General features: G+C 34.6%; 25 protein-coding genes and 5 pseudogenes. 11 read left to right on the forward strand and 19 right to left on the reverse strand.

Features of this window, described 5'->3' with window-relative positions; translation table 11 throughout:
• Positions 1-70: 70 nt before the first annotated feature.
• The 3 genes from C564_RS0114195 to C564_RS0114205 are packed head-to-tail and all read right to left on the reverse strand — an operon-like array spanning position 71 to position 1,595.
• The gene (locus C564_RS0114195; RefSeq protein WP_003207558.1) at positions 71-655 is read right to left on the reverse strand and encodes a kinase; all 585 of its coding nucleotides are present in this window, start codon (positions 653-655) and stop codon (positions 71-73) included.
• Positions 655-1,197, reverse strand: coding sequence for a GNAT family N-acetyltransferase (locus C564_RS0114200; protein WP_018765777.1), 543 nt, complete (start codon positions 1,195-1,197; stop codon positions 655-657). Before C564_RS0114200 ends, C564_RS0114195 begins: the two co-directional genes overlap by 1 nt.
• A 14-nt stretch (positions 1,198-1,211) precedes the next feature.
• Positions 1,212-1,595 carry a VOC family protein gene (locus tag C564_RS0114205; protein WP_003198317.1) on the reverse strand — a complete coding sequence of 128 codons (384 nt, stop codon included), beginning with the start codon at positions 1,593-1,595 and terminating at the stop codon, positions 1,212-1,214.
• 335 nt (positions 1,596-1,930) lie between these two features.
• On the opposite strand from C564_RS0114205, the gene C564_RS0114210 reads away from it, so the two are divergent.
• Positions 1,931-2,176: a hypothetical protein gene (locus tag C564_RS0114210; protein WP_003198313.1), complete on the forward strand. Its 246-nt coding sequence runs from the start codon at positions 1,931-1,933 to the stop codon at positions 2,174-2,176.
• Between the two features lie 78 nt (positions 2,177-2,254).
• On the opposite strand, the gene C564_RS0114215 is transcribed toward C564_RS0114210, so the two are convergent.
• The 3 genes from C564_RS0114215 to C564_RS0114225 form a co-directional block, all read right to left on the reverse strand.
• On the reverse strand, positions 2,255-3,640 hold the full coding sequence (locus tag C564_RS0114215) for a vWA domain-containing protein (protein ID WP_018765778.1): 1,386 nt from the start codon (positions 3,638-3,640) through the stop codon (positions 2,255-2,257).
• 352 nt (positions 3,641-3,992) lie between these two features.
• On the reverse strand, positions 3,993-4,526 hold the full coding sequence (locus C564_RS0114220; RefSeq protein WP_018765779.1) for a DUF2812 domain-containing protein: 534 nt from the start codon (positions 4,524-4,526) through the stop codon (positions 3,993-3,995).
• A gap of 7 nt (positions 4,527-4,533) precedes the next feature.
• A complete protein-coding gene (locus C564_RS0114225) occupies positions 4,534-4,851 on the reverse strand; it encodes a PadR family transcriptional regulator (RefSeq protein WP_018765780.1) in 318 nt (105 codons plus the stop codon).
• A gap of 216 nt (positions 4,852-5,067) precedes the next feature.
• Between C564_RS0114225 and C564_RS0114230 the strand changes: the two genes are divergently transcribed.
• The 3 genes from C564_RS0114230 to C564_RS0114240 are packed head-to-tail and all read left to right on the forward strand — an operon-like array spanning position 5,068 to position 8,235.
• Positions 5,068-5,997 (forward strand): AAA family ATPase, encoded by a 930-nt coding sequence (locus tag C564_RS0114230; protein WP_018765781.1) that lies wholly within the window; start codon positions 5,068-5,070, stop codon positions 5,995-5,997.
• The gene (locus C564_RS0114235) at positions 5,994-7,160 is read left to right on the forward strand and encodes a DUF58 domain-containing protein (RefSeq protein ID WP_018765782.1); all 1,167 of its coding nucleotides are present in this window, start codon (positions 5,994-5,996) and stop codon (positions 7,158-7,160) included. The genes C564_RS0114230 and C564_RS0114235 overlap by 4 nt, the downstream gene beginning before the upstream one ends.
• Positions 7,132-8,235, forward strand: coding sequence for a DUF4018 domain-containing protein (locus C564_RS0114240; protein ID WP_018765783.1), 1,104 nt, complete (start codon positions 7,132-7,134; stop codon positions 8,233-8,235). The genes C564_RS0114235 and C564_RS0114240 overlap by 29 nt, the downstream gene beginning before the upstream one ends.
• Before the next feature lie 47 nt (positions 8,236-8,282).
• On the opposite strand, the gene C564_RS0114245 is transcribed toward C564_RS0114240, so the two are convergent.
• Genes C564_RS0114245 through C564_RS0114255 form a run of 3 tightly spaced genes read right to left on the reverse strand, consistent with a single transcriptional unit; the run spans position 8,283 to position 9,712 of the window.
• On the reverse strand, positions 8,283-8,576 hold the full coding sequence (locus C564_RS0114245; RefSeq protein ID WP_018765784.1) for a putative quinol monooxygenase: 294 nt from the start codon (positions 8,574-8,576) through the stop codon (positions 8,283-8,285).
• Positions 8,577-8,614: 38 nt separating this feature from the next.
• Positions 8,615-9,253, reverse strand: a complete 639-nt coding sequence (locus tag C564_RS0114250) for a nitroreductase family protein (protein WP_018765785.1) — start codon at positions 9,251-9,253, stop codon at positions 8,615-8,617.
• A gap of 30 nt (positions 9,254-9,283) precedes the next feature.
• Entirely contained in the window at positions 9,284-9,712 is a 429-nt protein-coding gene (locus C564_RS0114255; protein ID WP_018765786.1) for a MarR family winged helix-turn-helix transcriptional regulator, read from the reverse strand.
• Positions 9,713-10,227: 515 nt separating this feature from the next.
• Here C564_RS0114255 and tet point away from each other — a divergent pair.
• Positions 10,228-12,201 (forward strand): annotated as a pseudogene (gene tet, locus C564_RS0114265) (tetracycline resistance ribosomal protection protein).
• A gap of 223 nt (positions 12,202-12,424) precedes the next feature.
• Here the strand turns inward: tet and C564_RS37445 are convergent.
• The 10 genes and pseudogenes from C564_RS37445 to C564_RS33505 form a co-directional block, all read right to left on the reverse strand.
• Positions 12,425-12,633 (reverse strand): annotated as a pseudogene (locus tag C564_RS37445) (SMI1/KNR4 family protein); the annotation flags it as partial.
• 142 nt (positions 12,634-12,775) lie between these two features.
• Entirely contained in the window at positions 12,776-13,879 is a 1,104-nt protein-coding gene (locus C564_RS0114270) for a hypothetical protein (protein ID WP_018765789.1), read from the reverse strand.
• Positions 13,880-14,572: 693 nt separating this feature from the next.
• Positions 14,573-15,556 carry a DUF4003 domain-containing protein gene (locus C564_RS0114275; RefSeq protein WP_018765790.1) on the reverse strand — a complete coding sequence of 328 codons (984 nt, stop codon included), beginning with the start codon at positions 15,554-15,556 and terminating at the stop codon, positions 14,573-14,575.
• Positions 15,557-15,726: 170 nt separating this feature from the next.
• Positions 15,727-16,194 (reverse strand): NUDIX hydrolase, encoded by a 468-nt coding sequence (locus C564_RS0114280; protein ID WP_018765791.1) that lies wholly within the window; start codon positions 16,192-16,194, stop codon positions 15,727-15,729.
• 32 nt (positions 16,195-16,226) lie between these two features.
• Positions 16,227-17,696 (reverse strand): serine hydrolase domain-containing protein, encoded by a 1,470-nt coding sequence (locus tag C564_RS0114285; protein ID WP_018765792.1) that lies wholly within the window; start codon positions 17,694-17,696, stop codon positions 16,227-16,229.
• Between the two features lie 8 nt (positions 17,697-17,704).
• Positions 17,705-18,217 (reverse strand): hypothetical protein, encoded by a 513-nt coding sequence (locus C564_RS0114290; protein ID WP_018765793.1) that lies wholly within the window; start codon positions 18,215-18,217, stop codon positions 17,705-17,707.
• Complete coding sequence (locus C564_RS0114295; protein WP_006095208.1) at positions 18,214-18,555, reverse strand: PadR family transcriptional regulator; 342 nt, start codon at positions 18,553-18,555, stop codon at positions 18,214-18,216. The genes C564_RS0114290 and C564_RS0114295 overlap by 4 nt, the downstream gene beginning before the upstream one ends.
• Positions 18,556-18,813: 258 nt before the next feature.
• Entirely contained in the window at positions 18,814-19,851 is a 1,038-nt protein-coding gene (locus C564_RS0114305; RefSeq protein WP_018765795.1) for an SDR family oxidoreductase, read from the reverse strand.
• A 313-nt stretch (positions 19,852-20,164) separates the two neighbouring features.
• Positions 20,165-20,737, reverse strand: a pseudogene (locus C564_RS33500) (histidine phosphatase family protein).
• A 31-nt stretch (positions 20,738-20,768) separates the two neighbouring features.
• Positions 20,769-21,239, reverse strand: a pseudogene (locus tag C564_RS33505) (GNAT family N-acetyltransferase).
• A gap of 233 nt (positions 21,240-21,472) precedes the next feature.
• Between C564_RS33505 and C564_RS0114325 the strand changes: the two are divergent.
• The 6 genes and pseudogenes from C564_RS0114325 to C564_RS34760 form a co-directional block, all read left to right on the forward strand.
• The gene (locus C564_RS0114325) at positions 21,473-22,774 is read left to right on the forward strand and encodes an MFS transporter (RefSeq protein WP_018765800.1); all 1,302 of its coding nucleotides are present in this window, start codon (positions 21,473-21,475) and stop codon (positions 22,772-22,774) included.
• Positions 22,775-22,827: 53 nt separating this feature from the next.
• A complete protein-coding gene (locus C564_RS0114330; RefSeq protein WP_003198260.1) occupies positions 22,828-23,805 on the forward strand; it encodes an ornithine cyclodeaminase family protein in 978 nt (325 codons plus the stop codon).
• A 75-nt stretch (positions 23,806-23,880) separates the two neighbouring features.
• Positions 23,881-24,570, forward strand: coding sequence for an HAD family hydrolase (locus C564_RS0114335; RefSeq protein ID WP_018765801.1), 690 nt, complete (start codon positions 23,881-23,883; stop codon positions 24,568-24,570).
• 340 nt (positions 24,571-24,910) lie between these two features.
• A complete protein-coding gene (locus C564_RS0114340; RefSeq protein WP_003198256.1) occupies positions 24,911-25,393 on the forward strand; it encodes a DUF2975 domain-containing protein in 483 nt (160 codons plus the stop codon).
• Positions 25,394-25,403: 10 nt separating this feature from the next.
• Entirely contained in the window at positions 25,404-25,622 is a 219-nt protein-coding gene (locus C564_RS0114345) for a helix-turn-helix domain-containing protein (protein WP_018765802.1), read from the forward strand.
• Between the two features lie 119 nt (positions 25,623-25,741).
• Positions 25,742-25,912, forward strand: a pseudogene (locus C564_RS34760) (IS4 family transposase); the annotation flags it as partial.
• Positions 25,913-26,197 lie beyond the last annotated feature (285 nt).

Genomic DNA, 26,197 nt, shown 5'->3' on the forward strand with positions numbered 1-26,197 from the left:
AATGGAATTATTAGGTTGAAAATGTGCTAATTCCCGTTTTAAGATATTTCTCATTTTTAGATTGATGGCTCTATCCATTTAAAACTAGATCAGCCCTCCGCTTCGGAAATTCCGTCCTCAAATAAAAATCTTCCGCTTTCCAATATCTTCGTTCAAACTTCGGACGATTTTTTTGTATCTCCTCACTTTCACGAAGAAACCTTTGTTCCCTTGGGCAATCCAAATATACCATATAGTCAAAGTATGCTCGCCATTCTTTCCGCTGGATAAAGACACCTTCTATTACGATTACACAAGGCTTAGGTATAATTACCTCTCTCATTTCATAGGAATCCGTTTGATGATTATAGAACGGAAGGTTTAGTTGATTTTCGATTCTTAATTTATGAAAAAAATATTGCCGCAACCATTCAACATTCCATTGTAATTGATAATACTCATACCACTCTTCATATCCAGTATCATAGCGCTTATTGCGCTCCACAATATGATCATCAATATGAAAAATATGAAATGGAATATCTTTTTGTTTCAATTCGTCTTCTAGCTGCTTGACTAATGTTGTTTTTCCCGAACGACTCAGACCATCTATACCTAGAATAAAACGATTACTTGTATTTTCAGCAATCACTTTTACTAATTCGTTTGAATTCATTATCTTTTCCACTCTTCTTCTAATAATGAATAGATTACAGTATCATGAGCTACACCATTTTGAATCATATATTTTCGAAGTAATCCTTCTTCCTGAAAACCAGCTCTTTTCAGTAATCGATGTGAAGCCTCATTTTCTGTATAAACAACTGCTGCAATCCTTATTAGCTGTAGTGTTTCAAATCCATATGTAAGAATTGCCTGTAAAGCCTCAGATGCATACCCTTTTCCCCAATACGTATCATCTAATTCATAGCCAATTTCGGCTCTCTTATGATTTGGATTGATTAAATGAAATCCAAATGTACCAATTAATTGATTTGTTCCTTTTAGCTCTATCCCCCAGCGTAAAACATTTCCCTCTTCATACTTTTTTCTAAAAGTTTGAATCGTATTTTTCACTTGTTCCATATTTTGAAAAGAGTCCATACCAAAGTAACGGATAACAGATGCCTTCTCAAAATAATAAAACATTGTTTCAGCGTCTAATAATGTTAATTCCCGTAATTTTAAACGCTCAGTTTCTAAGATTGGAAATCCCATTCTCTTTTCTCCCTCTACTCTAATGAGTTACAAATTTCTATGTAATTACCATCTGGATCAGACACATAAGCAATGGTTTGCCCCCATGGTTTCGTTATTGGCTCCACTAATACCTTTACACCTTTTTCTCTTAATCCCGAAATCGTTTCGTTAACATCCTCCACAACAAATCCAATTTCAAAATTAGAGGATTCTGATTCACCCTTTGGAATTGATAATCCCGTTAACTCTCGTACATCCTCTCTACTATTCATCGCTAAAATTGTTGCTCCGGTATCAAACTCAATGTATGTACCATGTTCGCCTTTTATCGGTAAGCATAAAAGATCTTTATAAAACCGAAGACATTCTTCATATCGCTCCACATATAAAATGACATATTTCATTTTTAAGTTCATTGTAATCCCCCTTTCAAATTCTCTTCTAAAAATTCGACAAAGGACGTAGAAAACCTTGTTTATATGACAGTATTTATAATTATAAACAAAAAAAAGAAGACCGATTTCTCGGTCTCAAACATATTGGCATAAAACAGGAGATTGGTTTGGACATAACCAGTTCATACTTTTATTATATTTTATCTTTTCTGAATTTTAAATATAATAATCAACGATTTATGTTGAGAAACTTTTTTTACAGGGATGGTTAAATATAATTGCTTGTACATCAATAACTTTTGCTTTTGAATAAATTTCTTCATATAAAGAGATGCTAAAAATGGAGGTGTATACATATGGAACCAATGCTTTGCCCAAGTTGTAAAACAAATCGCACTCGCTTTAATATTCTTGAGCAGCAAATAAAGCCAGTAAAATTAAATCCACAAACTGGTCAAATTGAAGAAGAATATACAAACGAAACAATGAATGCTTTTCATATGGCATATCAAGGACCTTCCTATCGTGTCCAATGTGCAGTATGCGGGCTTGTTGAGAACCCAGAACAATTTATTAAACCTGCGCAAAACCAATCATTCTAACACTTGAAAACTTGATTCATATTTCCTAATCCAAAAGGTAACATAAAATCCCTCATTACCTTTTGGATTATCTAGCAATTACTCGCTTTTAATCGACCTACTCATCTCTTCATAATGCTTTTTTGTTTTTTCTTGGAAGTGACTATATGCCATTTCCACTTGTTTCCCTTGCTTCTCGGTTAAATCGTTTATCTTTTTCTCTATTTCATCAGCTAGTTGTTGACTCATTTTTTCGTCTTTATGTAGAATTGTAACCGTATGCTTCATAGCAATCTGAACGCTTCTTATATTTTCTTTCGTTTTCCGTTCATATTCATCAAGTTTCATTTTATCACTGACGCTAGCCATATTTAAATCTACTTGAGCTCCACCAGCCTTTAATCTACGACTCGTAATATCTTTTCCTGTTTCTTTAAACTGATCTTGTAACTCTTTTGCACTATTTGCTAGTACGTATTTCCCCTTACTTACTTCCGCGATCTCTTTTAATTGTTTTTCTGCTTCATGATCTACTTGAAATCCAATAATATTCATAATAGGTTTTATGTTTGAATTCGAAACTTTCTGAGCCTCTTCAACTGGATTTCCTCCACATGTTTCCACTCCATCGCTTACAATATAAATTATATTTTTATCATTTTCTTTTGCAGATTGAAACGTTTCTGTTGATTTTTTAATTGCTTCAGCAAGCGGTGTCCATCCTACAGGCTGAAACCCATCTAATGATTGACGGAACGTTGTTTGATCATACTTTTGTATTGTATACACATTTTCAATCGCTCCGCATGAGGCCGCCTTATCCTTTTCATCATTTGATCCTTTATGTCCGTATACTCGCAACGAAACATGAACATTCTCTAGTAAACCGGAGACAAACTGCTGAATTGCCTCTTTTGCAATATCCATCTTCATTTCCCCGCCAATTTTACCAGCCATACTCCCACTCGCATCTAATAGTATTTCAATGTTATAGTTTCCACTATTCTCTTTGTTTTTTTGCTCTCCCTTCGTACCAGTGCTACTCTTTTCTTTCTCCTCAAATCCGCCTATTTCTAAAATTTGTAACGGTATTTTGTCAAAGGGTGTGATATCCTGCTTTAATAAGCTATACATCGTATGTACATATAGTTCTACTTGCTCGCTATTTGATTTATTCTTCAAATCAGCAGACTTTATATTTGATTCCGTATCATGAGCCACCTCTTTCATAATCGGTTCCGATTCTTTCGATATGTCTAATAATCCCACTTTATACTTCCTGTTATATTTTCCATTCGGATATTTCACGATTTCTTCAAACGTAACAGGAATAGAATGAGCAACTTGTTTTTCATTATCTATTTTCTTACTCTCTTTCTGATTTATATTCTTGTTCTCTGTTTTCGTTGTTTCTGTTTGTGTACTACAAGCATTACAAAAAATAAAAATGATACATATCAATGTCAGTTTATGAAGTTTTTTCATATTTTTCCCCCTATCATATTCACATACACCAAAGCCCATTTATATATCAATATAACAAAATAATCTTATTTTTCGGAAAATAAAACATTTTTACATATACTCCCATAAGAAACTTTTACAACTCTTTCTGAAACCAATAAAAAAACGTCACTTGTTTTCTAAGCAACGTTTTTCATCCTCAATATACTATTACAACTTACTATAAAATTTACTTTCCCCTTAAATACAGGCAATTGCCCAAGAACAAGTAAATCAATTATGATATGTAGTGGCATGAATGGATCCTATGATCACATACACTCATTCCCCCCGTTCTAAGTAACACTCAATGAAATGAAACAAACTAAGTTATTTACAAAACTTCTTTTTTTAATTCTCGTATCTTCCAAAATAACCTTATTAATACATATACATCTATACACCCGCAAATCCCTAGAATAAGTTTTATCCAAATAGGACTATTGACCGAAGGCCCTAAGTAATTCACATACATCCCTGGTATCATAAGGGCAAAGATAAGTGCAAGGAATCTCATTAAATCCATCATTTTTTCAATCTTCGTCTCTTTTTCAGAATAAATATCAGGTAAGTCATTATCATCATCTACTTCTTTACAAAAATAATGCCACTTCGTAAAGCTTGTGACATGCTTCCAGCCAGACATTTCATATATTTCAATGTATTCTTTTTGATTCATTTGTGAGTTTCGATTATCTAGTTTGAAATCGGCTTTATAAACAACATCCTTCGGCTCCGTTTTCTTGAATGTATACATAAAATTGTAGTTTTGAAATGCCCAGCCTTTTTGGTGCATTTTTCTTAAATACGCCTCTTCTTTTTCTAGGTTCCACGCCGCAAAAAATTTTAATGTCTTCTTAATCTCCATACTGTCTTCACTCCCCTAAAATATTTTTCCCATTTTGAACAGAACGTTGTAACCTTTTAAATTCAAGTTCTAACACTTCTCTCCCAAATGGAGTTAACACGTAACATTTCTTTCTATCTGTAGATGCTACTTCAACAATTAACTTTTCTTTTAATAGCTTTGTTGTGTTTCCATATAACGTACCAGGCCCGAGTTTTACTTCTCCATTCGTCATTTCTTCTACCATCTGCATAATCCCATAGCCATGCATAGGCTTTACTAATGACAATAAAATATAATACGTCGCCTCTGTTAATGGAATATATTTCTGTGCTTTCACACTCATTATAACTACCTCCGATACATCGATATATGATATATCGACTAGCGATACATCGTATATCGATATTGTATATCGTATTCCAAATAAATACAACTGGAAACGAAATTTTTTTAGGAATTCTATATTTATTCTATACAAAAATATTATTATATTAATTTTCAGAAATATTTGTTAAAATATAACAAATACAATTTCCTACTTTTTGAAAGGATGATACACATGATAAATAAATTAAAAGAAAATATAAGTTCCGTTTTTGTTGGAAAAGAAAATGTGATTGATTTACTTTTAGTTTCCTTGTTAGCAGATGGTCATGTATTGCTTGAGGATGTACCTGGTACTGGAAAGACGTTACTCGCTAAAACAATTGCAAAAAGTATTGGTGGCGGATTTTCTCGTGTTCAATTCACTCCCGATGTCCTTCCGAGTGACGTGACAGGGATTGAATATTTCAATCCTAAAACGAGTGAATTCGAATTAAGATTTGGACCAGTTATGACAAATATATTGTTAGCGGATGAGATAAATCGGGCGATGCCTAGAACACAATCCAGTTTATTAGAAGCAATGGAAGAGCGCCAAGTCACACTCGAAAAGCAGTCTACGCCTCTACCTAAACCTTTTTTTGTTGTTGCAACGCAAAATCCAATTGAATCACAAGGGACTTTCCCGCTTCCTGATGCACAGCTAGATCGTTTTTTAATGACCATTTCAATTGGCTCTCCTTCTCCAGAGGATGAATTAAAAATGATGCGCCGTTTTCGCAATAATAAGCCTTTAGATAGCATTCGTTCCGTTATCACTTTAGAAGATATTTTACAAGTACAACAAAAAGTAAAAGAAATATATGTATCCGAACCGTTAGAGCACTATATCATTCAGCTTGCCAACGCTTCGCGTAATCATGATTATATCGCCAACGGTGTTAGTCCGCGTGCAACACTTGCCTTAGTACGAGCAATACAAGCACTAGCATTTTTACATAATCGTGAATACTGTACACCTGAAGATATACAATTCTTACTTCCTTACGTGTGGAAACATCGTCTCATTTTATCAATGGAGGGGACACTTCGAACAACAAAGCAGAAGTTAATTGAAAGTATTTTAACTGAAGTAGACGTTCCTGTGGAGATTGAGCAATCATGAATGGACAACGCGTTGTAACTGTTCCTTTATTTTTCCAAACTCATATTATTCAATTAACCATTCCAATCGCTTTACTATTTACATTTGTGCTACCGCAACGATTTTTCATGTTTCTATTTTTCTTTTATTATTTGTTTGCATTTTTTGTTTATCGATATGTCACTTATATTGAGAACCGGTTCCAAATTATAAATGATAAGCAAACTACTCGTCTCTTTCCAAATGAGACCGGTACATTACATATCCGTTTGAAGAATGGAGCCAAATTACCACTTGTCAATGGCGCATGTTATTTTCATTTGAACCCATCCTTACTTCCGCATACGGACCAAGGGATTACAAAAATATCGAAGACATTGTTTTCTTTTCTATTTTCCCAACCTGCTCATTCGCAGCAAAATTGGGAGTTAACATTAACAGCTACAAAAAGAGGAGTCTTTCAAATTGAACAATTTGAATGTGTTCTTGGAGATCCGTTTCAAATCATATCTGTACATTTACCAATTTTAGATAAATTAAAAATGGAAATTATCGTTTACCCGACTCCTAAAAAGGTAGCTGGTTTACAAGAAATTCAACAATTATTAACGGGATCTTATAAAACAAACTTTTCCTTTTTTCAAGATGAAACATCAATTATTGGAGTAAAGCAATACGAACGCGAATCTTTTCGCTCCATCCATTGGAAGGCATCTGCAAAAATGCAAAGTTTACAAGCAAAACAATATGAACTTGTTAAAAATTATAGCTGGACAATTTGTCTTTCGTTAGCTGCCGAACGAGGAATTGGCTGGAAACATAATATTGAAGATCTCATATCTTTTGCAACATACATTTGTCAATACGCGACAAAACATCAAATTCCGTTTGAATTATTTATTAGTGTTTTAGTAGAAGGTGGCCCTATACATTTACCAGTAAATGAGGGGCATATGCACTATGCAAAAGCATTAGAGGAGCTAGCTCGTGTTTCAGATGACAGTACGTTACTACCACAGCAAGGATTTCTTCACTATATACTGCGAAAAAGAGAGCGTTCTTCAACAATGATTTATCTCGGTATTCCTAAGGAACATGTACCTCTCACAATGCAGCCTACTTTTCTCATTCATCATGAAGGGATGGTGGAACCATTTGAAAATGCGACTACAATACGTTCATGATTTCATTCTCCTTCTGCTTCTTTCTCTACTTACGGAAAGAGATGAAATGATAAGTATAGGGATATTTTTATCAGTTAGTTACATAGCATTATTTGCTATAAATACATTTATAAAGAAGAAAAATGAGGGATTAATTGCACTCTTAATCCTGCAAATTATTGGCTGCGCTGTTTTTCTATCGTTTTCTGTTTTAGGTACAATACTTTTACCGCTATTCTTTTTTATCGTACATGCAACAGAGTGCGGTTCTCCAGTCCAAAAATCAATTGGTGCTATTGTATGGTTTGTAGTTTCAGCGTTATTTTATCCTCCATTTCCGCCTTTATGGAAGTTGATGTTACTAGTATTACATATTCTACTAACCTTTTGGCTGACTGGAGCAAATCGAAACCAACAAATAGTACGCTTTATTTCTATCATTACTATTGGAATCATCAGCGCTTTGCTTATCCCAATATTTCCGTATATTCGTCTGATTTTATCTTATATTGTTGAAAAAATCGCTTTAGGGTTTGGTTTTGCTTTAAGCCCGCTGTTCTCAGCAGCTGAATTAAAAGATACAGATGATTTTTGGAATAATAAGGGCCATTTAAATAAACCGCAAATTGAAGAAGGTAGTCCCAAAGAATTTGACCCGATAATTGTAAATAGTATTACAATTATCATTATCACTTGTATCGCATTTTATATCATTTGGAAAGTATATAAAAAGCGCGAGTATTTTAAATTACCTAACACCCCTATTTTCGAATCTATTTTGATAACAGATAAAGAAGGAACAGGCCAAAAACCAATACGGTACAATAAACCACCAAAAAATGAAATTCGCAAAGAAATTTTCAAACTAGAAAAGAAATTAAAACCACCTTTAAACAGAAATCGTGGTGAAACGATTGACGCATGGATGGAGCGAATTCACATGGAAGAAGATGCCCCTATACAAGTCGATACAATTATAAAAACATATAATAATGTACGATATGCGAATCAAGAAAACAACGAACTTTTTAGGCAGTTTAAAGAAGAAGTAAATAAGCTCTATGCCTATCAAAAAACATTGAAAAAGAAAAAATAAAACACCCCCTCGAGGGCTCTATTTTAGAGTAATCGAGGGGGTGTTTATTATTTTACTCGTTGTCCATCATACACTTTAATATCTAATGGCGCAGTTAAAAATTGATTTGCTTTGCCAACGAAAGAAGTAAAATGTTCACTCACATTGTGGCTAGCGACTGCTTCTGCATCTTTCCAAACTTCTACCATTGTATATACACTTTCTTTTTCAGTATCTTTATATAAATTATATGATACGTTGCCACTTTCTTCTCTTGAAGCACGAATTAACTGTCGAATTTCTTCTACAAATGCTTGTTGTTTTGCTGAATCTACTTGAAATACTGCGTGAATGATAATCATAGTGCTTCCCCTCTCATCTTCTACGTACTTTTACAAAATTACTTCCACTCTGCAACTTTATCAATTGGCAGGCGAACTGATTGATATCCACTATCGGCTGCTTTTCCAATTGAAATTAGCATAACTGGTACATATCGGTCTTTATCTAATCCGAAAGCTTCTGCAATTTTGTCTTTTTCAAAACCGCCAATTGGACATGTGTCATATCCATGTGCACGTGCAGTCAACATAAACTGCATTGAAACAAGGCCACCATCAATTAATACTGTATCTTTCATTACTTCTGGTGAAACTGTAGAGAAATACGCAGAAAGTTTTTGCATTTGATCTTCTTTCACTTCAGCTGGCATAAGCCCACGTTCAACCGCTGTGCCATAAATCTCTTCTGCATTATCAAAGTTTTGTAAATCACCAAATACAGCGATCATTGCTGAAGATGTTTCTACTTGAAGTTGATTGAATTTCGCAAGAGGTGCAAGCGTTGCTTTTCCTTCTTCACTATCGATTACAAGAAAACGCCAAGGCTGCATATTTACTGAAGATGGTGCAAGTGTTGCTTCAGTCAAAATTTCTGTCATTTCTTCTTTACTAATTTTCACAGCTGGGTCGTATTTTCGAATTGAACGACGTCCTGTTAAAATTTCTGTAAAATCATTTATTTTTAGTAAGTTATTCATAGATGTAATCTCCCTTTTTCCATTTTATATTTAGAATTCTTGTATATTTTCTTCAATGCGATTTAACATATTTAAAAGGTTATCGCGCTCTTCTTCACTTAAACCCTTTAACGCAGTCGCTGCAAAACGCTCTTTCTCTTCTTGAAAGGCATGGATTTTATTTCGTCCATCTTTCGTAAGAGAAACTAAAGTAATTCTGTTATCATCCGGATTTTTACGTCTTGTAATCATTCCGCTTGCCTCAAGCTGCTTTAAATGTCTTGTAATCGCAGCATTATCAATATTCACTTCTTGTTGAAGTGCTTTTTGACTAATTTCATCAACCTCATATAGCTGAAGTATAAGCTCCAGCCTAGATTGACTCATACCTGTACAACCTTCAAACTTCGAACTTACTTCTTTATTAAGAAAGTGTATTTTATATAAAATAATCGCTTCCTTTGAACATGAATTGGTCAATTTACTCCTCCTTTGCAAAGGCAACACATGATTAATTGATATATCAATTATTGATACATCAATTAATATACCTGATTAAAATTTTAAATGCAACCATTTTGTTTTTCACTTATTTATTTTTTGCCGACAATAAAAAATAAAACCTCTTTCCTTTTACAAAGAGGTTTTATTCATTCCGCTTAAATTATAAATTTCTCTCTAACAATATTCCCACCTGTTCTGCAATTACACGAGATGGTTCATTTCATTCATTCGTGTATTCGTGCACAAATCATTTAAAAATGTGTAATTATGATAAATCGCATGTATATAAGAAGTGAAACTTTAATATCAACCTCATTAGTAATCTCACCCTGCCATTTTTCCAAAATTAAGTATTTCACCAGATTACAAATAAGGAAAATTCCCCTATAATAGAAATATCATGAAAGACTGGAGAGTGATTGTAATGCGGCAATTTATTACGAAAAGAAATGAGGAAATGAACATGAAAAACGAAATGAGGATTTTAATACATGAAAACAATAAATATAGGGATTGTGGCGCATGTAGACGCTGGAAAGACGAGTTTGACTGAGCGTATTCTTTATGAAACTAATGTGATTTAGGAAATCGGTCAAGTAGATAAAGGAAGCACACAAACAGATTCGATGGAGTTAGAAAAGCAACGTGGTATCACAATTAAAGCATCTGTCGTTTCATTTTTTATAAATGATCTGAAGGTAAATGTAATTGACACACCCGGCCATGCGGATTTTATTGCTGAAGTGGAGCGATCTTTCCGTGTTCTAGATGGAGCAGTTTTAGTTATATCTGCAGTTGAGGGCATTCAGGCACAAACCAAAATTTTAATGAGAACTCTGCAGAAACTGCGCATTCCGACCATACTATTCGTCAATAAAATTGATCGGAGTGGTGCCCAAACTACTAAAGTGATCCAACAAATACGGGAAATGCTTACCAATCAAGTAGTTCCATTATATAAAGTGAAAAATGAAGGGACAAAAGATGCATGTATGATTCAAAATGAAGTACATGCTGATGTATATGATGAATATATTGAACTTCTAGCAACACATAATGAATCGTTACTTGAATCCTATGTAAATGGCGAAGTATTAACTACAGCCATTTTAAGAAATGAATTATGGGATCAAATTCAGCATGCAACTGTATATCCAATCTTTTTCGGTTCGGCAATGACTGGAATAGGAATCACTGAATTACTCGAAGGTATCTCAGTAATGATTCCCAAAAATAATTGTGACAATGATATAAATACACCTTTATCTGGGATTATTTTCAAAATCGAAAGAGAACTTACCGGGGAAAAAATTGCTTACGTACGAATATTCTCAGGCTGTTTACACGTAAGAAAATATGTTGATATTAATCGAAAACAAAGTGACTTAAAGACCCTTTCACACAAAGAAAAAACCAAAAAGCTTCATATATTTCATAATGGAAGTGCTATTCAATCCCCTACTGCTGGAACGGGAGAGTTTTGTAAAGTATGGGGGCTTAGCGACATTAGAATCGGTGACGTGATCGGTGAATGGTCAGATAAAATGAAAGATATTCACTTTGCAGAACCTCAAATGGAAGCTGCAATTGAAGCACGGCCAAAAGGGAAAAATCACAACCTATATCAAGCACTCGTAGAACTCTCAGAAGAAGATCCACTTATAAAAGTAGTGAAAGATGATATTCACAATGAAATCTATATTCGGCTTTTTGGTGAAGTTCAAAAAGAAGTGATTGAAACAACTTTACAGGAAAAATATAATTTAAATGTTTCTTTCTCAGACACAAGAATTGTGTGTATAGAAAAACCAATTGGAATCGGAAATGCACTAGAAATAATGGGTGAAAAGAATAACCCTTTCTATGCAACAATTGGTTTTCACATGAAGCCTGGTGCACCTGGTTCTGGTATCACTTATAACTTAGAAGTCGAGCTTGGCTCATTGCCTTTAGCATTTCATAAAGCCATTGAAGACACTGTATTCCAAACGTTAAAACAAGGCTTATATGGATGGGAAGTCACTGACATTGCCGTAACATTAACCCATACCGGTTATGCAAGTCCCGTAACGACAGCTGGTGATTTTAGAAAACTAACACCTCTTGTCTTGATGGATGCTTTAAAGCAATCTGGAACAAATGTATACGAACCAGTAAATGAATTTGAATTAACAGTACCAACAAATTCAATTAGCACAGCAATGTATAAATTATCGGCAATACACGCTACTTTTAAAGACCCTGTACTGCATAACAATTCCTTTTATTTAACAGGAACTCTGCCTATGGCCAAAACCGAAAATTTTAAGCGCGGCCTACATTCTTTCACTGAAGGCGAAGGTGTTTTTATCGCTAGACCTTGCGGATATAGTAAAATCGAATCAAATTTCCCGTCGCGAAAACGAGTAGATTATAATCCACTGAATCGAAAAGATTATTTATTGCATGTGCTTCGTGCTTATTAAGTGAAGATACTAGCATGCTCTGTTGTTCCCAAAATCAACCTTCTTTTATACTAATTTGTTAAAAGAAAACAAATTTATCAACTTGAGCATCTAAAATAAAAAAGCGAATCTAAAGAAAGTTTAATTCCTTAGATTCGCTTTTTCTATAATATTTCACGAGCGATATGACACTTTTATCTGTGCGTTTAAAGTATCGTAACTAAGTAGAGAATTTATTATCAAATTATACTTGAAAACCAATTACTATCCATTCATCGACAACATCCCAGAAATTTAAATTGTACTTAGGTGGCTTATTTTTAAACCACAAGGTTGAATTCACATCAATTTTAATGGGTTCATCTCATTCTTCGATAATGCCCCAATCATTTGATACTTCATCTTCGGGAACTCCCCCATAGTATGACTGACATAATAGTAGACACCAATATGCTTTCAACTCGTATTCCGAAACTTCACAAACAGAAAATAAAAAGAGCGCTCTATCCAGATAAGCTCGAAAAACAAGGTTTTGTAAACAGTCTGATCTTTCACAAATTATGAGTGAAAAGTAAAGCTATTCATTCTCTCTTAGCTAATTGTTGATAATAGCATATTTATTATTCCCGAAGAACATTTGATCCCATAAACCCTCAGCTTTATAAATTTTTTTCACACCATTCAATTCATGAGTTAGTTGGACATTCCCTAAGATACGAGTATAGGTAGGGTTAGCTCCTGACTTTTTGGCTATCAAAGCCTGAGTAGAATCCAAATTGTCTAATAAACTTATTGAAACAATATCCCTATTTCTAATAAATTCTACTGTATAAGACTCAAAACTTGAAATAGGTTGATGGTATATTAAATGGTTATCCATAAACTTTTTAGTTTCTGGATGTTCTATAATATCTTCTCTCTGAATTTTAGTAAGAGATTGATCGTCCGATATTATTTTTCCATCTTTAGCTAACATAAACACAGGCAACCTTTTGTAGTTATAATTCTTCTCAGCAATAATGTCGCAAGCAATGATGTCAAAACCATCAACTTTAGCTCTGCCCCAATACCAATGATTCATCAATTTCTCCATGCCGATATTACCCCAGTTATGATCATGGTAACCAGTCCCATTTAATTGAACCATTTTATCACCAATAGTCAAATTAGCTTCGATTGTCGCGGATGGTTGAGCAATAAACCATGCAAAGAAGTGCTCATCTTGGTCTCCGTAGAACCAATGACCGGTGTTTGGACGCCACATCGGTAATTTTGACGTCATTACAGCATGATATTTAATATATCCTTCTTCAAAATGAAGGACATATTGTCCATCTTGGTATTTGAGGTAGGATTTGTTGATATTGACATCACAAATATCTTTTTTAGCGTTTATTCTGTTGCCTTTAACCTCTTGAGAAGACATAAGGGTTTTGGTGCCATCAGGATATGTAATATCAATTTGGACTGTAGGCCATGCTGGTCCAAGAACATCAAAGTGATTTTTGGTGTAAAAGGTAGTCACTACAGTTGTTCCGTCCTCAAATTCGGCATCAGTATACCACCACTCAAAAGAACCCTCCCTTCCATCTGTGCGCATACCATCCTCTTGTTGCTGCGGTTCTGTAGGATGAATATTTAATTTTCTATAAGTTTCCTCATCATTTGCCAATCTAACTTGTTCTACGTTTACACTCATTTTAACAACCTCCATTTTGTAATGTGCTAACGACCGAAAACTGATGATTGTAATAAAGAGAAACTTTAATCAGCCCTCACCAATCGGGCTTTTACGGACAGTTCATCTCCGACCTACCTTCTTTGCTTTCGCTGAATTTTGAGGTGGGAGTGTTACTATCCGTTAATGCAGGATAAAATTGATAATTGTAATGTTTCTTGTATACAGTATAGAAAAAAACACCATATAATATATTATAATTTTCTAAATATATATTTATTTATTTTCTTTCGTATTATTGAAGTTTTTGTTTTTTAAAGAATAAAAGATTTTATAATTAACAAGAGCTGTAAATGATAGAGGGATACTAAAAAAGGTTATTGGATAGCATTTCTTATACTTACTGCACTTATATGAAACCGACATACAACTTCCTAAAAATGCAAATGCTTTTTTTGGTGATTTAACATCTTTCGATAAAATTGGTGGAGAAGCCAAATTTGGATTAAAAACCTCCACATGTTGTATGTAAGGGGATTATCTCACGGGCTATTTACAAATAGTAGGTGGGGAATATTTGACGCTTACCTTATTAATTTAGCATAGACTAAGAAGTCGATCGTCAACAGACAATCGACTTCTTAGCTAAGTATGATGTATGTAACCCTTTTTGAAAAATCTTACATGTAGCGCATTCATGCAGCAAATCGTACGTTATGAACCACTGCTAGCAGAAGTCGCTGCAGAGGAAGCGGTAATTGCTGCGATCATAGCAGCCTGCTGTGCCTGTATAAGAACCTCTATCATTGTTTGTAAACCTGTGTTGGCAGCCTGACTTTCCGCACCTTTCTGACTTACGAACAATTGGATAGCAATAAGAATATTTGCATCCGTATGCCAGCGGAATAATTTGTCCCCCTGCAATTTTTCAATGAATGCTCGAATAGAATGAACCTCTTTCTCTCCATCCTCAAGCAACGCTAGTAGCCCGATAGCCGGATAATGCATTTGTTTTACTTTTACCTTTTCTCGCTTTAGCAGATTCCATATGTTTGTGCACTGTGCTACTAAAATATCTTCACTGACATCCTTCTTTAGAGAAAGAATATGACTTAAAAATTGAAGATTATTCCCTTTGTACATACCAGCTGCCGCCAGCTTCTGATAGAGACGTTCCACTCGATCCATAAGCGCCTCTACTTTCTCTGATTGTCCTGCTAGTAAAATAGCGAGCGGGTAATCATCTGTACTTGTAAGAAAGAAGTGATCCTCTTTCATGCGCTTATATACTTGCATTGACCGCTGAATGCGTACGTCATGCTGCCCAGTTTCTTCTGGTAAAAGCGCAGCTGCTGCCAAATAAGTAAATATACTCCGGCTAAAACCACCAGCGACTAATCGTTCATATAAGTCTAGAAACTTCTGAAACGCTTCTTTGTAATGTGTAAAGTGAATATCTAATGTTGCGGCAACCACAAAGCGATGATAGGACTTTAAATAGGAAAACATCCCTACCTGATCCTTAATATAATTACTGATTTCTAAAAAACGCCCAAGATGAAACGACTTATCACTGCCTGCATACATAGCGGCAATCATCATCCCTGTCCGAGAATCACTAGTTTTCCATTTTAGTTCCCCTTTTAACTGTGCATATATATGTGTGTATTGCTCCAGCTTTTGTTGCAATGTAATCATAGCTGTTCCCCTCATTTCCTTGTGTTTCTCTTCTATTATACTATAATTCCATATTTAGGAATATTGTTTTTTCATACAGACTTTGTAAGCTTATACTTTTCTTGTTATTCCCCCCATAATCATCCTATTAGTTATAAGTAAAGTCCCAATTCTTATCTTCCTATCTCTTCTTATCCATTCCTAACAATATGCTCCATATGAATAGGCAACTCATTCACTTTATCCTTTAGAAAATCTGGTTTCAAGTTATATTCACTTACATGCTCTAAAGGCACCCATTGAAATACATACCTTTTGCCGTCTTCTTCAAGAAAGAAAGAATCCTCTCCCTTTGCAGGCAGCTCCAGTAAATTTACTTTATAATAAAAGCTGATTTCATGAAATTGATGTTCATCATATGTGAAAAAATTTTCAGCCATCCAAAGCAGTCTCTTCACATCAACATCTACTCCTAGTTCTTCCCTAAGTTCTCTTCTCACTGCCGATTCACTGCTTTCTAGCATCTGCACTCGTCCACCTGGTATATACCAGAAATCTTCCCCTTCATTTTGAATCATTAACATTTTATTATTATGTTTACATATTGCGCCCACTCGATAGTTGAAACAAGTTTTCTCTAATTTGAATGTAAGATCCATTGTTATGTACCACCTTTATATGATTATTAGATTTAACTACTAAAATATTTTACTTGCAAACTTTGCTTATAAGCGATGATAATAGAAAACAATCCATTAAGCGCAAACAGGATAACTACTCCAATTGATAAATAAGCTAAATCTGGAGAAAACACATAAATCGCATGCCATGGAGAATCCGTACTATAAATGAGTACCGGAATTGTAGCGATAGATAGCACTAAGAAAATAATACCAGAAATGCACCATACGCTTCTTTTACGAATTTTTTTTGATTTCATCTTTATCAACAGATAAACGAGCATTACAAAAAGTAAGCATATTGTCCCTAGTGTAACCAATTGAACAATAGGAGTATTTGAAGGTATATCAACTGGTTCATTTCCATTTATTACATTTATAATACCTTGCTTCAAATAGGAAAGTGCCTCTTCTTCCAAAATATGATTTTTGTTGGTAAGAATCACACCGCCCCAACCCGTTTTCGGTATAAAAAACATTTCTGCATGTGAATCAGGGGTTGAGCCTGAATGCCATATCATTTTCTCCTCAGAATCTGGATTTGTGATTCTTACCCCTAAGCCGTAGTAGCGGGTTTCACCCGTTTGAACATGCGGTGATATATAAAGATTCATAGTGTTTTCAGTTAAAAAATTGTCATTCTCTTGTCGGCTAAGGAATTTAATGTATTGAATCATATCTTCTGCACTTGCTGTTATGTACCCATACGGTGCTCCCCCATTATCATATGTTACCGAACTTTTTATAGGAATCCCAAACCATGACTGATAACCAGCAAGATATCCTTTTTTATATGCAGTATCATTATCAGCTGCTGCATTCTTCATACCTAATGGTAAAAAAATCTCCTGCTTCATGTAGTCAGAATATGTTTGATTGGTAACTTCTTCAATAAGAGCACCAAGAATCAGGAAATTGGCATTACTATATTGATGCTTTTCTCCAGGTGAAGCGGTAAGTGTAACGTTTGATAGACTTTTCACATTATCTTTTATAGCGTTAAACCCATCAGATTCTTTATCAGATATTGCCAAACCTGAATAAGTACTGATACCACTTGAATGAGTAAGTAAATGTTTAATTGTTATTTTGGATGTTGCTTCTTTATCTTTAAGTGTAAACCATGGAAGATATTTTTTGACTGGATCTTCTAGGTGAACGGTACCTTTTTCAATTAGTTTTATTATAGCTAAACCTGTTAATGATTTACTTATTGATCCTATAGTAAAGGGAGTTTCAGTCGTTACTTTTTCCTCAGTTTCTCCCGTTACACCCCATGCTTTAGAATAAAATAAATCATTTTCATGAACGATAGCAATCGAGGCTCCTGGAATTCGATGTTCTTTTAAAAAGGTTTCTACGTAGTTATCTATCGTATTCTTAATATCTTTTTCTGCGGAAACTTTCGAGGCTGGTAGAAATAAAATCACCACATTCCATAATAAGCATATAAAAATGACCATGAATTTTAGTATTTTCATATTAACATTCACCTGCTTATATTTACTTTTCTTATATAAAACACTATCAGCGTGGAAATTAGTATGGAAATAGAAACACTGGTAATCATTAACAGAGAATTCCACCAAGAATTATCTGCTATCTGATACAAAATATTATAGTCAAACGAATTATTAGTATGTAGTGGGTTAAATGATTCTGTTAAAAACATAGATAGTAAGAGTTGTGAAATGGGGTAGGTAACAATTGAAGTAAAGAATCCAATCACAAATAAAATGCCTGTTCTATTTTTTGATTTTCGTATCTGTTTTATTTCAGAATGAAGATCAATTTCATTCATTTCTAAAAAATCTTTGATAAATGTTGTTGTATCTCCTAAATCATTTAGACTATCTTGGCCATGTTCACGACATTCTTGAATATGTTCTAAAAGCTGCTGTTTAATGATTTTTCTGTTCTTTGAACTTATTTGGTATTGTTTTAACTCTTCAAGAACTTCATTTAAGAATTGTGTTTCTTCCATATTCAGTCTCATATTCATTCGAAATGTTCTCCTTTCAAACCACTTTGCAGTAGGGATTTTATATCCTGTTGTAACTCCAACCACTCGTTGATTTTTTTCTGAAGATACATTTCCCCTTTTTCATTCATTTCATAATAAACTCTAACCTTACCACTTTCTGTCATTTCACGATAAGTGTGAACCCATTCTTGATCTTTGAGCTTAGTCAAAATGGGATAAATGCTTCCTACTCCTTTCAGTTTTAAATTGTGTTTTTCTAACTCCTTCATAATTTCATATCCATAACTTTTACCCTTTGACAAAATAGATAACACACACATCTCTAAATGACCTTTAATTAAACTTGTTCTATCCATAGGATAAATTTAACAAAAATATATACTTCATTCAAGTATATATTTTGAAAATATTATTTTTTCTAAAAATAGGAGCGTGCGCACAAAATTTCAAAGTCCCAAACGCATATAACCCCGTCTAAATTTAAGACGGGGCAAGAATATTTTTTTGAAATCTAAATTTTATTACACAATCATATCAGATCTTTTGGATTCCCAATTTAGCAGAATCTATTTCCTTGCAAAATTTTTTCTCTGCTTGATGAGTATATACTCTCATCATAATATCTCCTTCTGAAACCAAACCTCTAGCAATTCGGCCTCTCTTTCTCTTGATATACCTGCTTTTCGTTCTGTATCCTGCCTCGATTTCTCCCATAGATACACATCACAAATAGTATCTTGAATAGGTCTAAAAGAGAGACCAGCGTTAACAGCTTTTTCTATACTGATGAAAAAACTACCTTTCCACGGTTCTGTCTCTCCTTCTAATGGGAAATTTTCAGGAATCCATAAAGGCAACTCCGTCCATGGCTTTACTTTATTCTCAATTAAAAATTGTTCTTCTGCCCATACAAATTCAGCATCGCTATTTGTTACTGCTTTACAAGTATTTAATAGTTCTTCTATCGTCAATCTATTATTCGGCCCTGTCACATTAAACTTGCCTACTTTTCTGGTTTCTGCCATATCGAATGCCCAGGTTGCCACATCTTTCACGTCAATCAGTTGAACAGGACGGTCTGAACGCCCTGGCACCATTATTTTCCCACCCTGTGCTACACGCTGAACCCAGTACGGGAGTCGATCTGAATAGTCAAATGGTCCAACAAGAAGCCCTGCTCTTATATGCAAAACACGCCCCGGCCAATATTTTTCTGCTTCTTCCTCGCATAAAACTTTAAGTGCCCCATAATACTCGTAAGGAGATATTTCCCCATCCTCAACCGCTTTCAACTTATCGCTAGGCGGCATAGGCTGTACACGATAGCCTTCCTTAATATGAAGTGGAATCCAATCTTTGTAAGTAGAGATACTTGATATAAATGTATAATGTTCGATGTTATCTCCAAGTACAGCAGCGATTTTTTTAATTTGATGAGGAGAAAATCCACATGTGTCCATTACAACATCCCATTTTCGATTTGCTAAACATGATACACCACTGTCTCTATCGCCTATTAACTGCTCTACTTCAGGAAATACATCTTTATTCGTGCCACGATTAAATAAGGTGACTTCATGCCCTCTTTTCAATGCTTCTTCTACTAAAGCTCTTCCTAAAAAACGAGTACCTCCTAATATAAGGACCTTCATAATTTTCCCCCATTCATTTTCATAACTTATAAAATTAGTATTCATTTTATATAACGATTTTCCTGGTTAAAAAGTTATGGGGGTGATGAAAAAAAGGTGCTTACTTATTATGCTCTATAAAAAATGTTGTTGCTTTTCTTCAATTCCCAAAGCCATGAAAATTAATGAAATTGCTAACATTTTTGACCTCTAAAATTTATAAATGTAACTATGTTTGCGAATAGGTGTAGTAATAGTTTCAAGAGAATTCCATTATACAAATATCCTTTTTCCAAACCACGATTTTAGATAGTAGGGTAAATAAACACTTCTATTAACATTTCCACAACCTATTAACTTCCACCAATTCCTGATCATGAAATTCCATTCTGTATATATCCGGTTTTGATGTATGTAGTAAAAAGTTCAAATCGTACTGATTGTCATAATATCCCATCATCAAAGTCATAACAGCTCCATGAGTGCCTAATACTACTTTCTGGCCCCGGTAAGTCTTTAATAATTCTTTTAAAACTTTTATAGCTCGGTTCTGACAAACTGCATTAGACTCTCCTCCCTTTAAAGCGAAGTTTGGATCAGAAAATGATTTTTTTAACAAAGGTAATAATTCCTTATCAGATATTCGCTTGTCTTCAGCAGAAAAAAACCTCTCTTTTAGATCTTCAAATACTAAAACTTCTTGCCCTAAACGTTTAGCTAACTCCTGAATAGTTAGGATGGATCGGTGGTATGGGCTTGAAACAAAAACCTCAATACCTTCCCCTTGTAATATATCAGTTATTCAATAAGTATCTAATTTCCCTTTTTCAGTTAACCCTCTTGTTCTTTCATTTTCTTCTGTTTTTGGTGATTCGCCATGTCTCACCATGTAAATGAAAGTTTTCATAATACTCCTCCTTTACATAGCCTATCGTTTTCTACATCTTCTTCACAAATAATACCCTGCTCCCTCCATCCCCATCATAATTTGTATGTACAGATATTCCATCTACTTCCCCATCACCTATTTCAATTTCAAATCCAATTTCTTGATGGAATTGAATTGATTTTTTATTTACTGGAGAAGTTACCGCTTTTACAATATGACGATTATTTGCGCGAGCTGCATCGAAAAAATAAGAGTATAATGTAGAAGCTATGCCCTTTCTTCGATGCTTTGGATTTACTCCAATAAAATGAACATATGCTTCATCGGTATATGTTTATGAGAAAAATCCACATAAAAATCCTGTAATCTCCCCATCCTGCTCGATAATAAAACTTGTTTCTCGGAAATGAACGAAAAAAAGTTTCGGCAACATATCAGCCATATTTCTCCCGCCCCACCACTCATTAAGTACGGAATGAATCGTTACATAATCTTCGTCTTGAAGGTGTCTTACTTTCATTTCTCTCTTCCTCTCATCCTATTATTCCCCATTTTATCTACACTTCTGATTATTAGGTAAATACAAATATCTACTATTACATAGACCCCTTCCATTCTAATGAAAAACATCACTTTATAATATTTGCTATTTATAACAATACTTCCTCCACGTCCTAAAACTTTGACATATAAAAACATTTTATATAAAATGTTTTTAATAATCAGAATATTAAAAATAAAAGAGGTGAACTGATGAATCAACAAAACTCTGTCCAGAAAAAAGCACTCATAGCTAGTTTAATTGGTAGTTCTATCGAATGGTTTGATTTCTTCTTATATGGAACTGCTGCCGCACTTGTATTTAACAAATTGTTTTTTGTAAACGAAGATCCCCTTGTCGCACTCATGCTTTCTTATCTTTCTTTTGGTATTCCATTTTTTATCCGTCCACTTGGAGGGATTATCTTTAGTCATATCGGTGACAAAATCGGAAGAAAAAAGACACTTGTGTTAACCCTATCTCTGATGGGAGGGGCGACAGTATGCATTGGTTTGCTTCCTTCATACGAAACTATCGGTATACTAGCTCCTATTCTTTTAATATTACTAAGAATTATTCAAGGATTAGGAATTGGCGGCGAATGGGGTGGCGCTTTACTATTAGCCGTAGAATATGCACCGAAGGAAAAAAAAGGACTTTTTGGTAGCATCCCTCAAACAGGTGTAACAATTGGAATGTTACTCGGAACTGCTGCGATCTCTTTCATGACAATGATTTCTGGTGATAATTTTGTAACGTGGGGATGGCGAGTTCCATTTATTTTAAGTGCCGTATTGGTATTCATAGGGTTATGGATTCGAAACGGATTAGATGAAACACCAGATTTCAAAAAAGCAAAAGAAAGCGGAAATATTTCAAAACTACCTATTGCTGACACTTTACGTCATCATTGGAAATCTGTACTTATCGCTACAGGAGCAAAGGTAGCCGAAACAGGTCCCTTCTATATTTTCTCGACATTCATTGTTTCTTATGGGACATCGCAGCTAAAACTACCAAATACAGCTGTCTTAAACGCAGTTACAATCGCTATGCTCATTACTACTATTATGATTCCGATTATGGGAAAACTTTCAGATTCAATTGGAAGAAAGAAAATGTACATATGGGGCACAATTGCAATTCTCTTATATGCTTTTCCCTATTTCTTAATACTAAACCAAGGAACAACTTTCTCTATCATTCTCGCAACTGTTATCGGTTTAGGTATTTTATGGGCACCTGTAACCGCCGTATTAGGTACATTATTCTCTGAAATTTTCTCCACTCAAGTACGCTATACTGGCGTTACGCTAGGTTATCAATTAGGAGCTGCATTAGCTGGTGGGACAGCACCGATGATTGCTGCTTATTTAATGAATGTGTATAACAATTCTTGGGTTCCGGTAGCTTTATATATTGTACTTACTTGCTGCATTTCTTTAATCGCTATCACTGCCGTTTCAACAAAGCAAATTGCAGAAAATGTACAAAAGCAAGATATACAAGCCTAGTCAATTGGGGGATTTTCAACTCCCCCTTTTCTATTAAAAGGAGGATAATTGAAATGATTCATATTACAGAAGAAATGGTACAAGAAACTTATAAAATGAAAGATTGCTTGCAAGACGTCGAAAAGGCATTCCAGTACTATATGAACAATGAGATTACAACACCTGTAAGGCTAAATATACAACACTCTCAAGAAGAGGCAAACTCCCTTTATATGCCCTCTTATGTAGCTCCAATTGAATTTGCATCTACGAAAATCGTTAGTATCTTCCCTCAAAATACGCAAAAAGGGAAAAAAGCACTACAAAGCTTAATCGTTTTAACAGAAACAAATACTGGAGATCATGTCGCGACAATTGAAGCTTCCTATTTAACAACACTTCGCACAGGAGCAATGAGTGGTATTGCGACAAATCATTTCGCTCGTCAAGATGCTAGCATCTGCGTTGTCATCGGATGCGGCGCTCAAGCACTCGGGCAAATACAAGCTGTTATGGAAGTTCGTTCTCTAACTCGTATTCTCCTTGTAAACCGTACAATGCAAAAAGCATTTGAATTTAAAAATCAGTTACTCTCCTTATATCCAAATTGGAAAGGATCCATTGAAATTATGGAATCAGCTGACGAAGCTGTTGCAATGGCTGATATTGTCATTTGTAGTACCACCTCCACTACTCCTGTGTTTGATGGAAAATACATTAAACCTGGTACTCATATTAATGGAATCGGTTCTTACCAACCTCATATGCAAGAACTCGATTTCACTACATTACAGCGCAGCGATAAAATTATTGTAGATACATTAGAAGGTGTACAGCATGAAGCTGGTGATTTCTTGATTGCAAGCGAAAAAAATGAATGGGATTTTTCAAATGTATATAGTGAGCTCGGGGATATTATTTTAGGACATAAACAAGGACGTTCAAACTCTGATGAAATTACTCTATTTAAATCAGTTGGGGTAGCTTTTTTAGATACAGTGGTGGCTAGTTCGATCTATCAAAAATATATGGAAAAATCATCCTTAAAGTGATTCGTCACCATAACACTAGGGATTATTTATATAATGTGAGAAAGGCTGTGAAGTTGTTTGAGGGGTTATAAAGCAATGCTATTTGATTTAGATGATACCTTACTTGATAGAGATAAGGCAGTAGATAACTTGTTTTCAATTATTTTAGAGAAGTGCTATGGGGATGTTAAACAACATTCAGTAAAAAACGAAATGTTGCAGAAATTCAAGGAATATGATAAAAGAAGCTATGGCTACAGTGACAAAGTAGAAGTTTTGGAATCATTTTTTGATGAATTCCCACCAAAATATAGATTGCCACGGAATTACATTCAAGATTTTTGGAATAATAATTTTCCTCATTGTTTTTCTATAAACCAAAATACTATAAATATCATAAATACTATAAAGATGCATGTTAAAGTTGCAATTATAACAAATGGCTCAACTCAGAGACAAAAGGCTAAAATAATTAACACCAATTTAAATAGTTGTTTTGATATAATAATTATTTCTGAAGAAGTGGGATTTAGTAAACCTGACAAACGTATATTTGAATTAGCATTAAATAAGCTTAATGTGCAACCGGAAGCAGCATTATTCGTTGGAGATGACATAGAAAAAGATATTGGTGGCTGTCAAAATGCGAATATAAAGGGCATATGGTTCAATCCTTATATGATCAAGAATGATACCGAAATAAAACCATATGCCGAGATCAATTCTTTTGATAGATTATTAAGTTATTTTACATATTGGGGTCTCGCCACATCACCATCAAGCTAAGAAAAGCAAATACCCCAAAACACAAATTTCATCTCACTTTTTTGTTTTATAAGTTATTAATTTCTTTTAACACATGAAGATTTTTTATTTCAAGGTTCTGTTATCTTTCGTTGTTGATTTACCTTATTAAACTATTTGGAAGTTTTGTTGAACAAGTTGTAAATTTAACATTTTAAAGTAAGAGCATTTCTTTGTAATGAGAAATGCTTTTTATTTTTGTCAAAATTAAAAGGATATTTCAATAACAATAATAATATAATAAAAAACAATATGAATTTATTGTAAAACGATAAATCACATGATAAAATCATGTTGTCATTAAATAAGCGAGGTGCTTTTTATGAAACAAGTTACGACACTCTTTTTAAAGCTAGCTGTTATTTTTATAGGAATCCCAGTTCTTGCATTGTGCATATTTTTGGTGCCTAAGTTCGGGAATTTTGCTGGAGAATTGTATCCAGATATTGCTTATATGAAATCTCTCGTTTTAATCGATATGTACGCGGCAGCGATACCTTTTTACTTTGCTCTGTATCAAGCTTTTAAACTTTTAAGCTATATTGATAAGAACCAAGCGTTCTCGGAATTATCGGTAAAGGCTTTAAAGAATATAAAATACTGTGCCATCACGATCAGTACCTTGTACTTGCTAGGTATGCCACTCTACTATCTCATAGCGGAAAGAGTTGACCCTCCAAGTATCATACCAATCGGATTGGTCATTATTTTCGCCTCTATGGTGATCGCCGTTTTTGCTGCTGTTCTCCAAAGACTTTTACAAGAAGCTATTAATATAAAATCAGAAAATGATTTAACGGTCTGAGGTGGAGGATATGGCAATTATTATTAATATTGATGTGATGTTAGCAAAACGAAAAATGAGCGTAACGGAGCTTTCGGAGAGGGTTGGGATTACGATGGCGAATCTTTCCATTCTGAAAAATGGGAAAGCAAAAGCGGTTCGTTTTTCAACATTAGAAGCGATATGTAAGACTTTGGATTGTCAACCAGGTGATATTTTGGAGTACAAAAGCGATGAAGGCACTCAATAAAAACAGACAACAACTTTCTTCAACCAATGGGATTAGATAGTGAAATTAAGATGAAGGGATAGCGATTAAGCTATCCCTTCTCTGCGTTTATTATTGTTATTTAATTAGAGAATTCCATTGAGAAAAGGTTGATAGAACAAGCCAAAAGAGAAAAAAAGAAAGGGATTACCTATAAGGAACGTAGTAAACGGTTAAGTGGAATCAACGTGTATATTACGAACCTTTCTGCAGAAAACGTTCCAACGGAACATATCCATGACTTATATTCATTACGTTGGCAAATTGGCGTGTCCAGATAAGGACACATTATCTAGTTGGTGAAAGTCCAATCGGGAGAATAGACTCCACTCCCGTAGCCTGAGAGGCGCCATGAAGTGAAAGCGACATGGCGAAGCCTTCTGACATCACATGCAAAAGGCATGTGGGCAAATCTCCAGGTTGTAACGTACAGTGAACGTAGACGTAGCCTCGTTACACGCAATTCCGGTGGCTGAGACGGTCGATAACGTGCGAAAGCAGCAAGAACTGACCGAAACGAGTCTGGAACGGCAGTTCTCACCGGCGACATGGAGAGA

Source organism: Bacillus sp. 105MF (genome assembly GCF_000374885.1).
Lineage (GTDB): Bacteria > Bacillota > Bacilli > Bacillales > Bacillaceae_G > Bacillus_A > Bacillus_A pseudomycoides.

Coding starts and splice junctions, on each gene's coding strand:
- C564_RS0114325 (WP_018765800.1), top strand. CDS start 21,473: ATGAATCAACAAAACTCTGTCCAGAAAAAAGCACTCATAGCTAGTTTA.
- C564_RS0114220 (WP_018765779.1), bottom strand. CDS start 4,526: ATGGAGATTAAGAAGACATTAAAATTTTTTGCGGCGTGGAACCTAGAA.
- C564_RS0114210 (WP_003198313.1), top strand. CDS start 1,931: ATGGAACCAATGCTTTGCCCAAGTTGTAAAACAAATCGCACTCGCTTT.
- C564_RS0114285 (WP_018765792.1), bottom strand. CDS start 17,696: ATGAAAATACTAAAATTCATGGTCATTTTTATATGCTTATTATGGAAT.
- C564_RS0114330 (WP_003198260.1), top strand. CDS start 22,828: ATGATTCATATTACAGAAGAAATGGTACAAGAAACTTATAAAATGAAA.
- C564_RS0114335 (WP_018765801.1), top strand. CDS start 23,881: ATGCTATTTGATTTAGATGATACCTTACTTGATAGAGATAAGGCAGTA.
- C564_RS0114295 (WP_006095208.1), bottom strand. CDS start 18,555: ATGGATAGAACAAGTTTAATTAAAGGTCATTTAGAGATGTGTGTGTTA.
- C564_RS0114340 (WP_003198256.1), top strand. CDS start 24,911: ATGAAACAAGTTACGACACTCTTTTTAAAGCTAGCTGTTATTTTTATA.
- C564_RS0114250 (WP_018765785.1), bottom strand. CDS start 9,253: ATGAATAACTTACTAAAAATAAATGATTTTACAGAAATTTTAACAGGA.
- C564_RS0114215 (WP_018765778.1), bottom strand. CDS start 3,640: ATGAAAAAACTTCATAAACTGACATTGATATGTATCATTTTTATTTTT.
- C564_RS0114280 (WP_018765791.1), bottom strand. CDS start 16,194: ATGGATCTTACATTCAAATTAGAGAAAACTTGTTTCAACTATCGAGTG.
- C564_RS0114195 (WP_003207558.1), bottom strand. CDS start 655: ATGAATTCAAACGAATTAGTAAAAGTGATTGCTGAAAATACAAGTAAT.
- C564_RS0114225 (WP_018765780.1), bottom strand. CDS start 4,851: ATGAGTGTGAAAGCACAGAAATATATTCCATTAACAGAGGCGACGTAT.
- C564_RS0114345 (WP_018765802.1), top strand. CDS start 25,404: ATGGCAATTATTATTAATATTGATGTGATGTTAGCAAAACGAAAAATG.
- C564_RS0114230 (WP_018765781.1), top strand. CDS start 5,068: ATGATAAATAAATTAAAAGAAAATATAAGTTCCGTTTTTGTTGGAAAA.
- C564_RS0114305 (WP_018765795.1), bottom strand. CDS start 19,851: ATGAAGGTCCTTATATTAGGAGGTACTCGTTTTTTAGGAAGAGCTTTA.
- C564_RS0114270 (WP_018765789.1), bottom strand. CDS start 13,879: ATGAGTGTAAACGTAGAACAAGTTAGATTGGCAAATGATGAGGAAACT.
- C564_RS0114235 (WP_018765782.1), top strand. CDS start 5,994: ATGAATGGACAACGCGTTGTAACTGTTCCTTTATTTTTCCAAACTCAT.
- C564_RS0114290 (WP_018765793.1), bottom strand. CDS start 18,217: ATGAATATGAGACTGAATATGGAAGAAACACAATTCTTAAATGAAGTT.
- C564_RS0114275 (WP_018765790.1), bottom strand. CDS start 15,556: ATGATTACATTGCAACAAAAGCTGGAGCAATACACACATATATATGCA.
- C564_RS0114205 (WP_003198317.1), bottom strand. CDS start 1,595: ATGAACTTAAAAATGAAATATGTCATTTTATATGTGGAGCGATATGAA.
- C564_RS0114200 (WP_018765777.1), bottom strand. CDS start 1,197: ATGGGATTTCCAATCTTAGAAACTGAGCGTTTAAAATTACGGGAATTA.
- C564_RS0114245 (WP_018765784.1), bottom strand. CDS start 8,576: ATGATTATCATTCACGCAGTATTTCAAGTAGATTCAGCAAAACAACAA.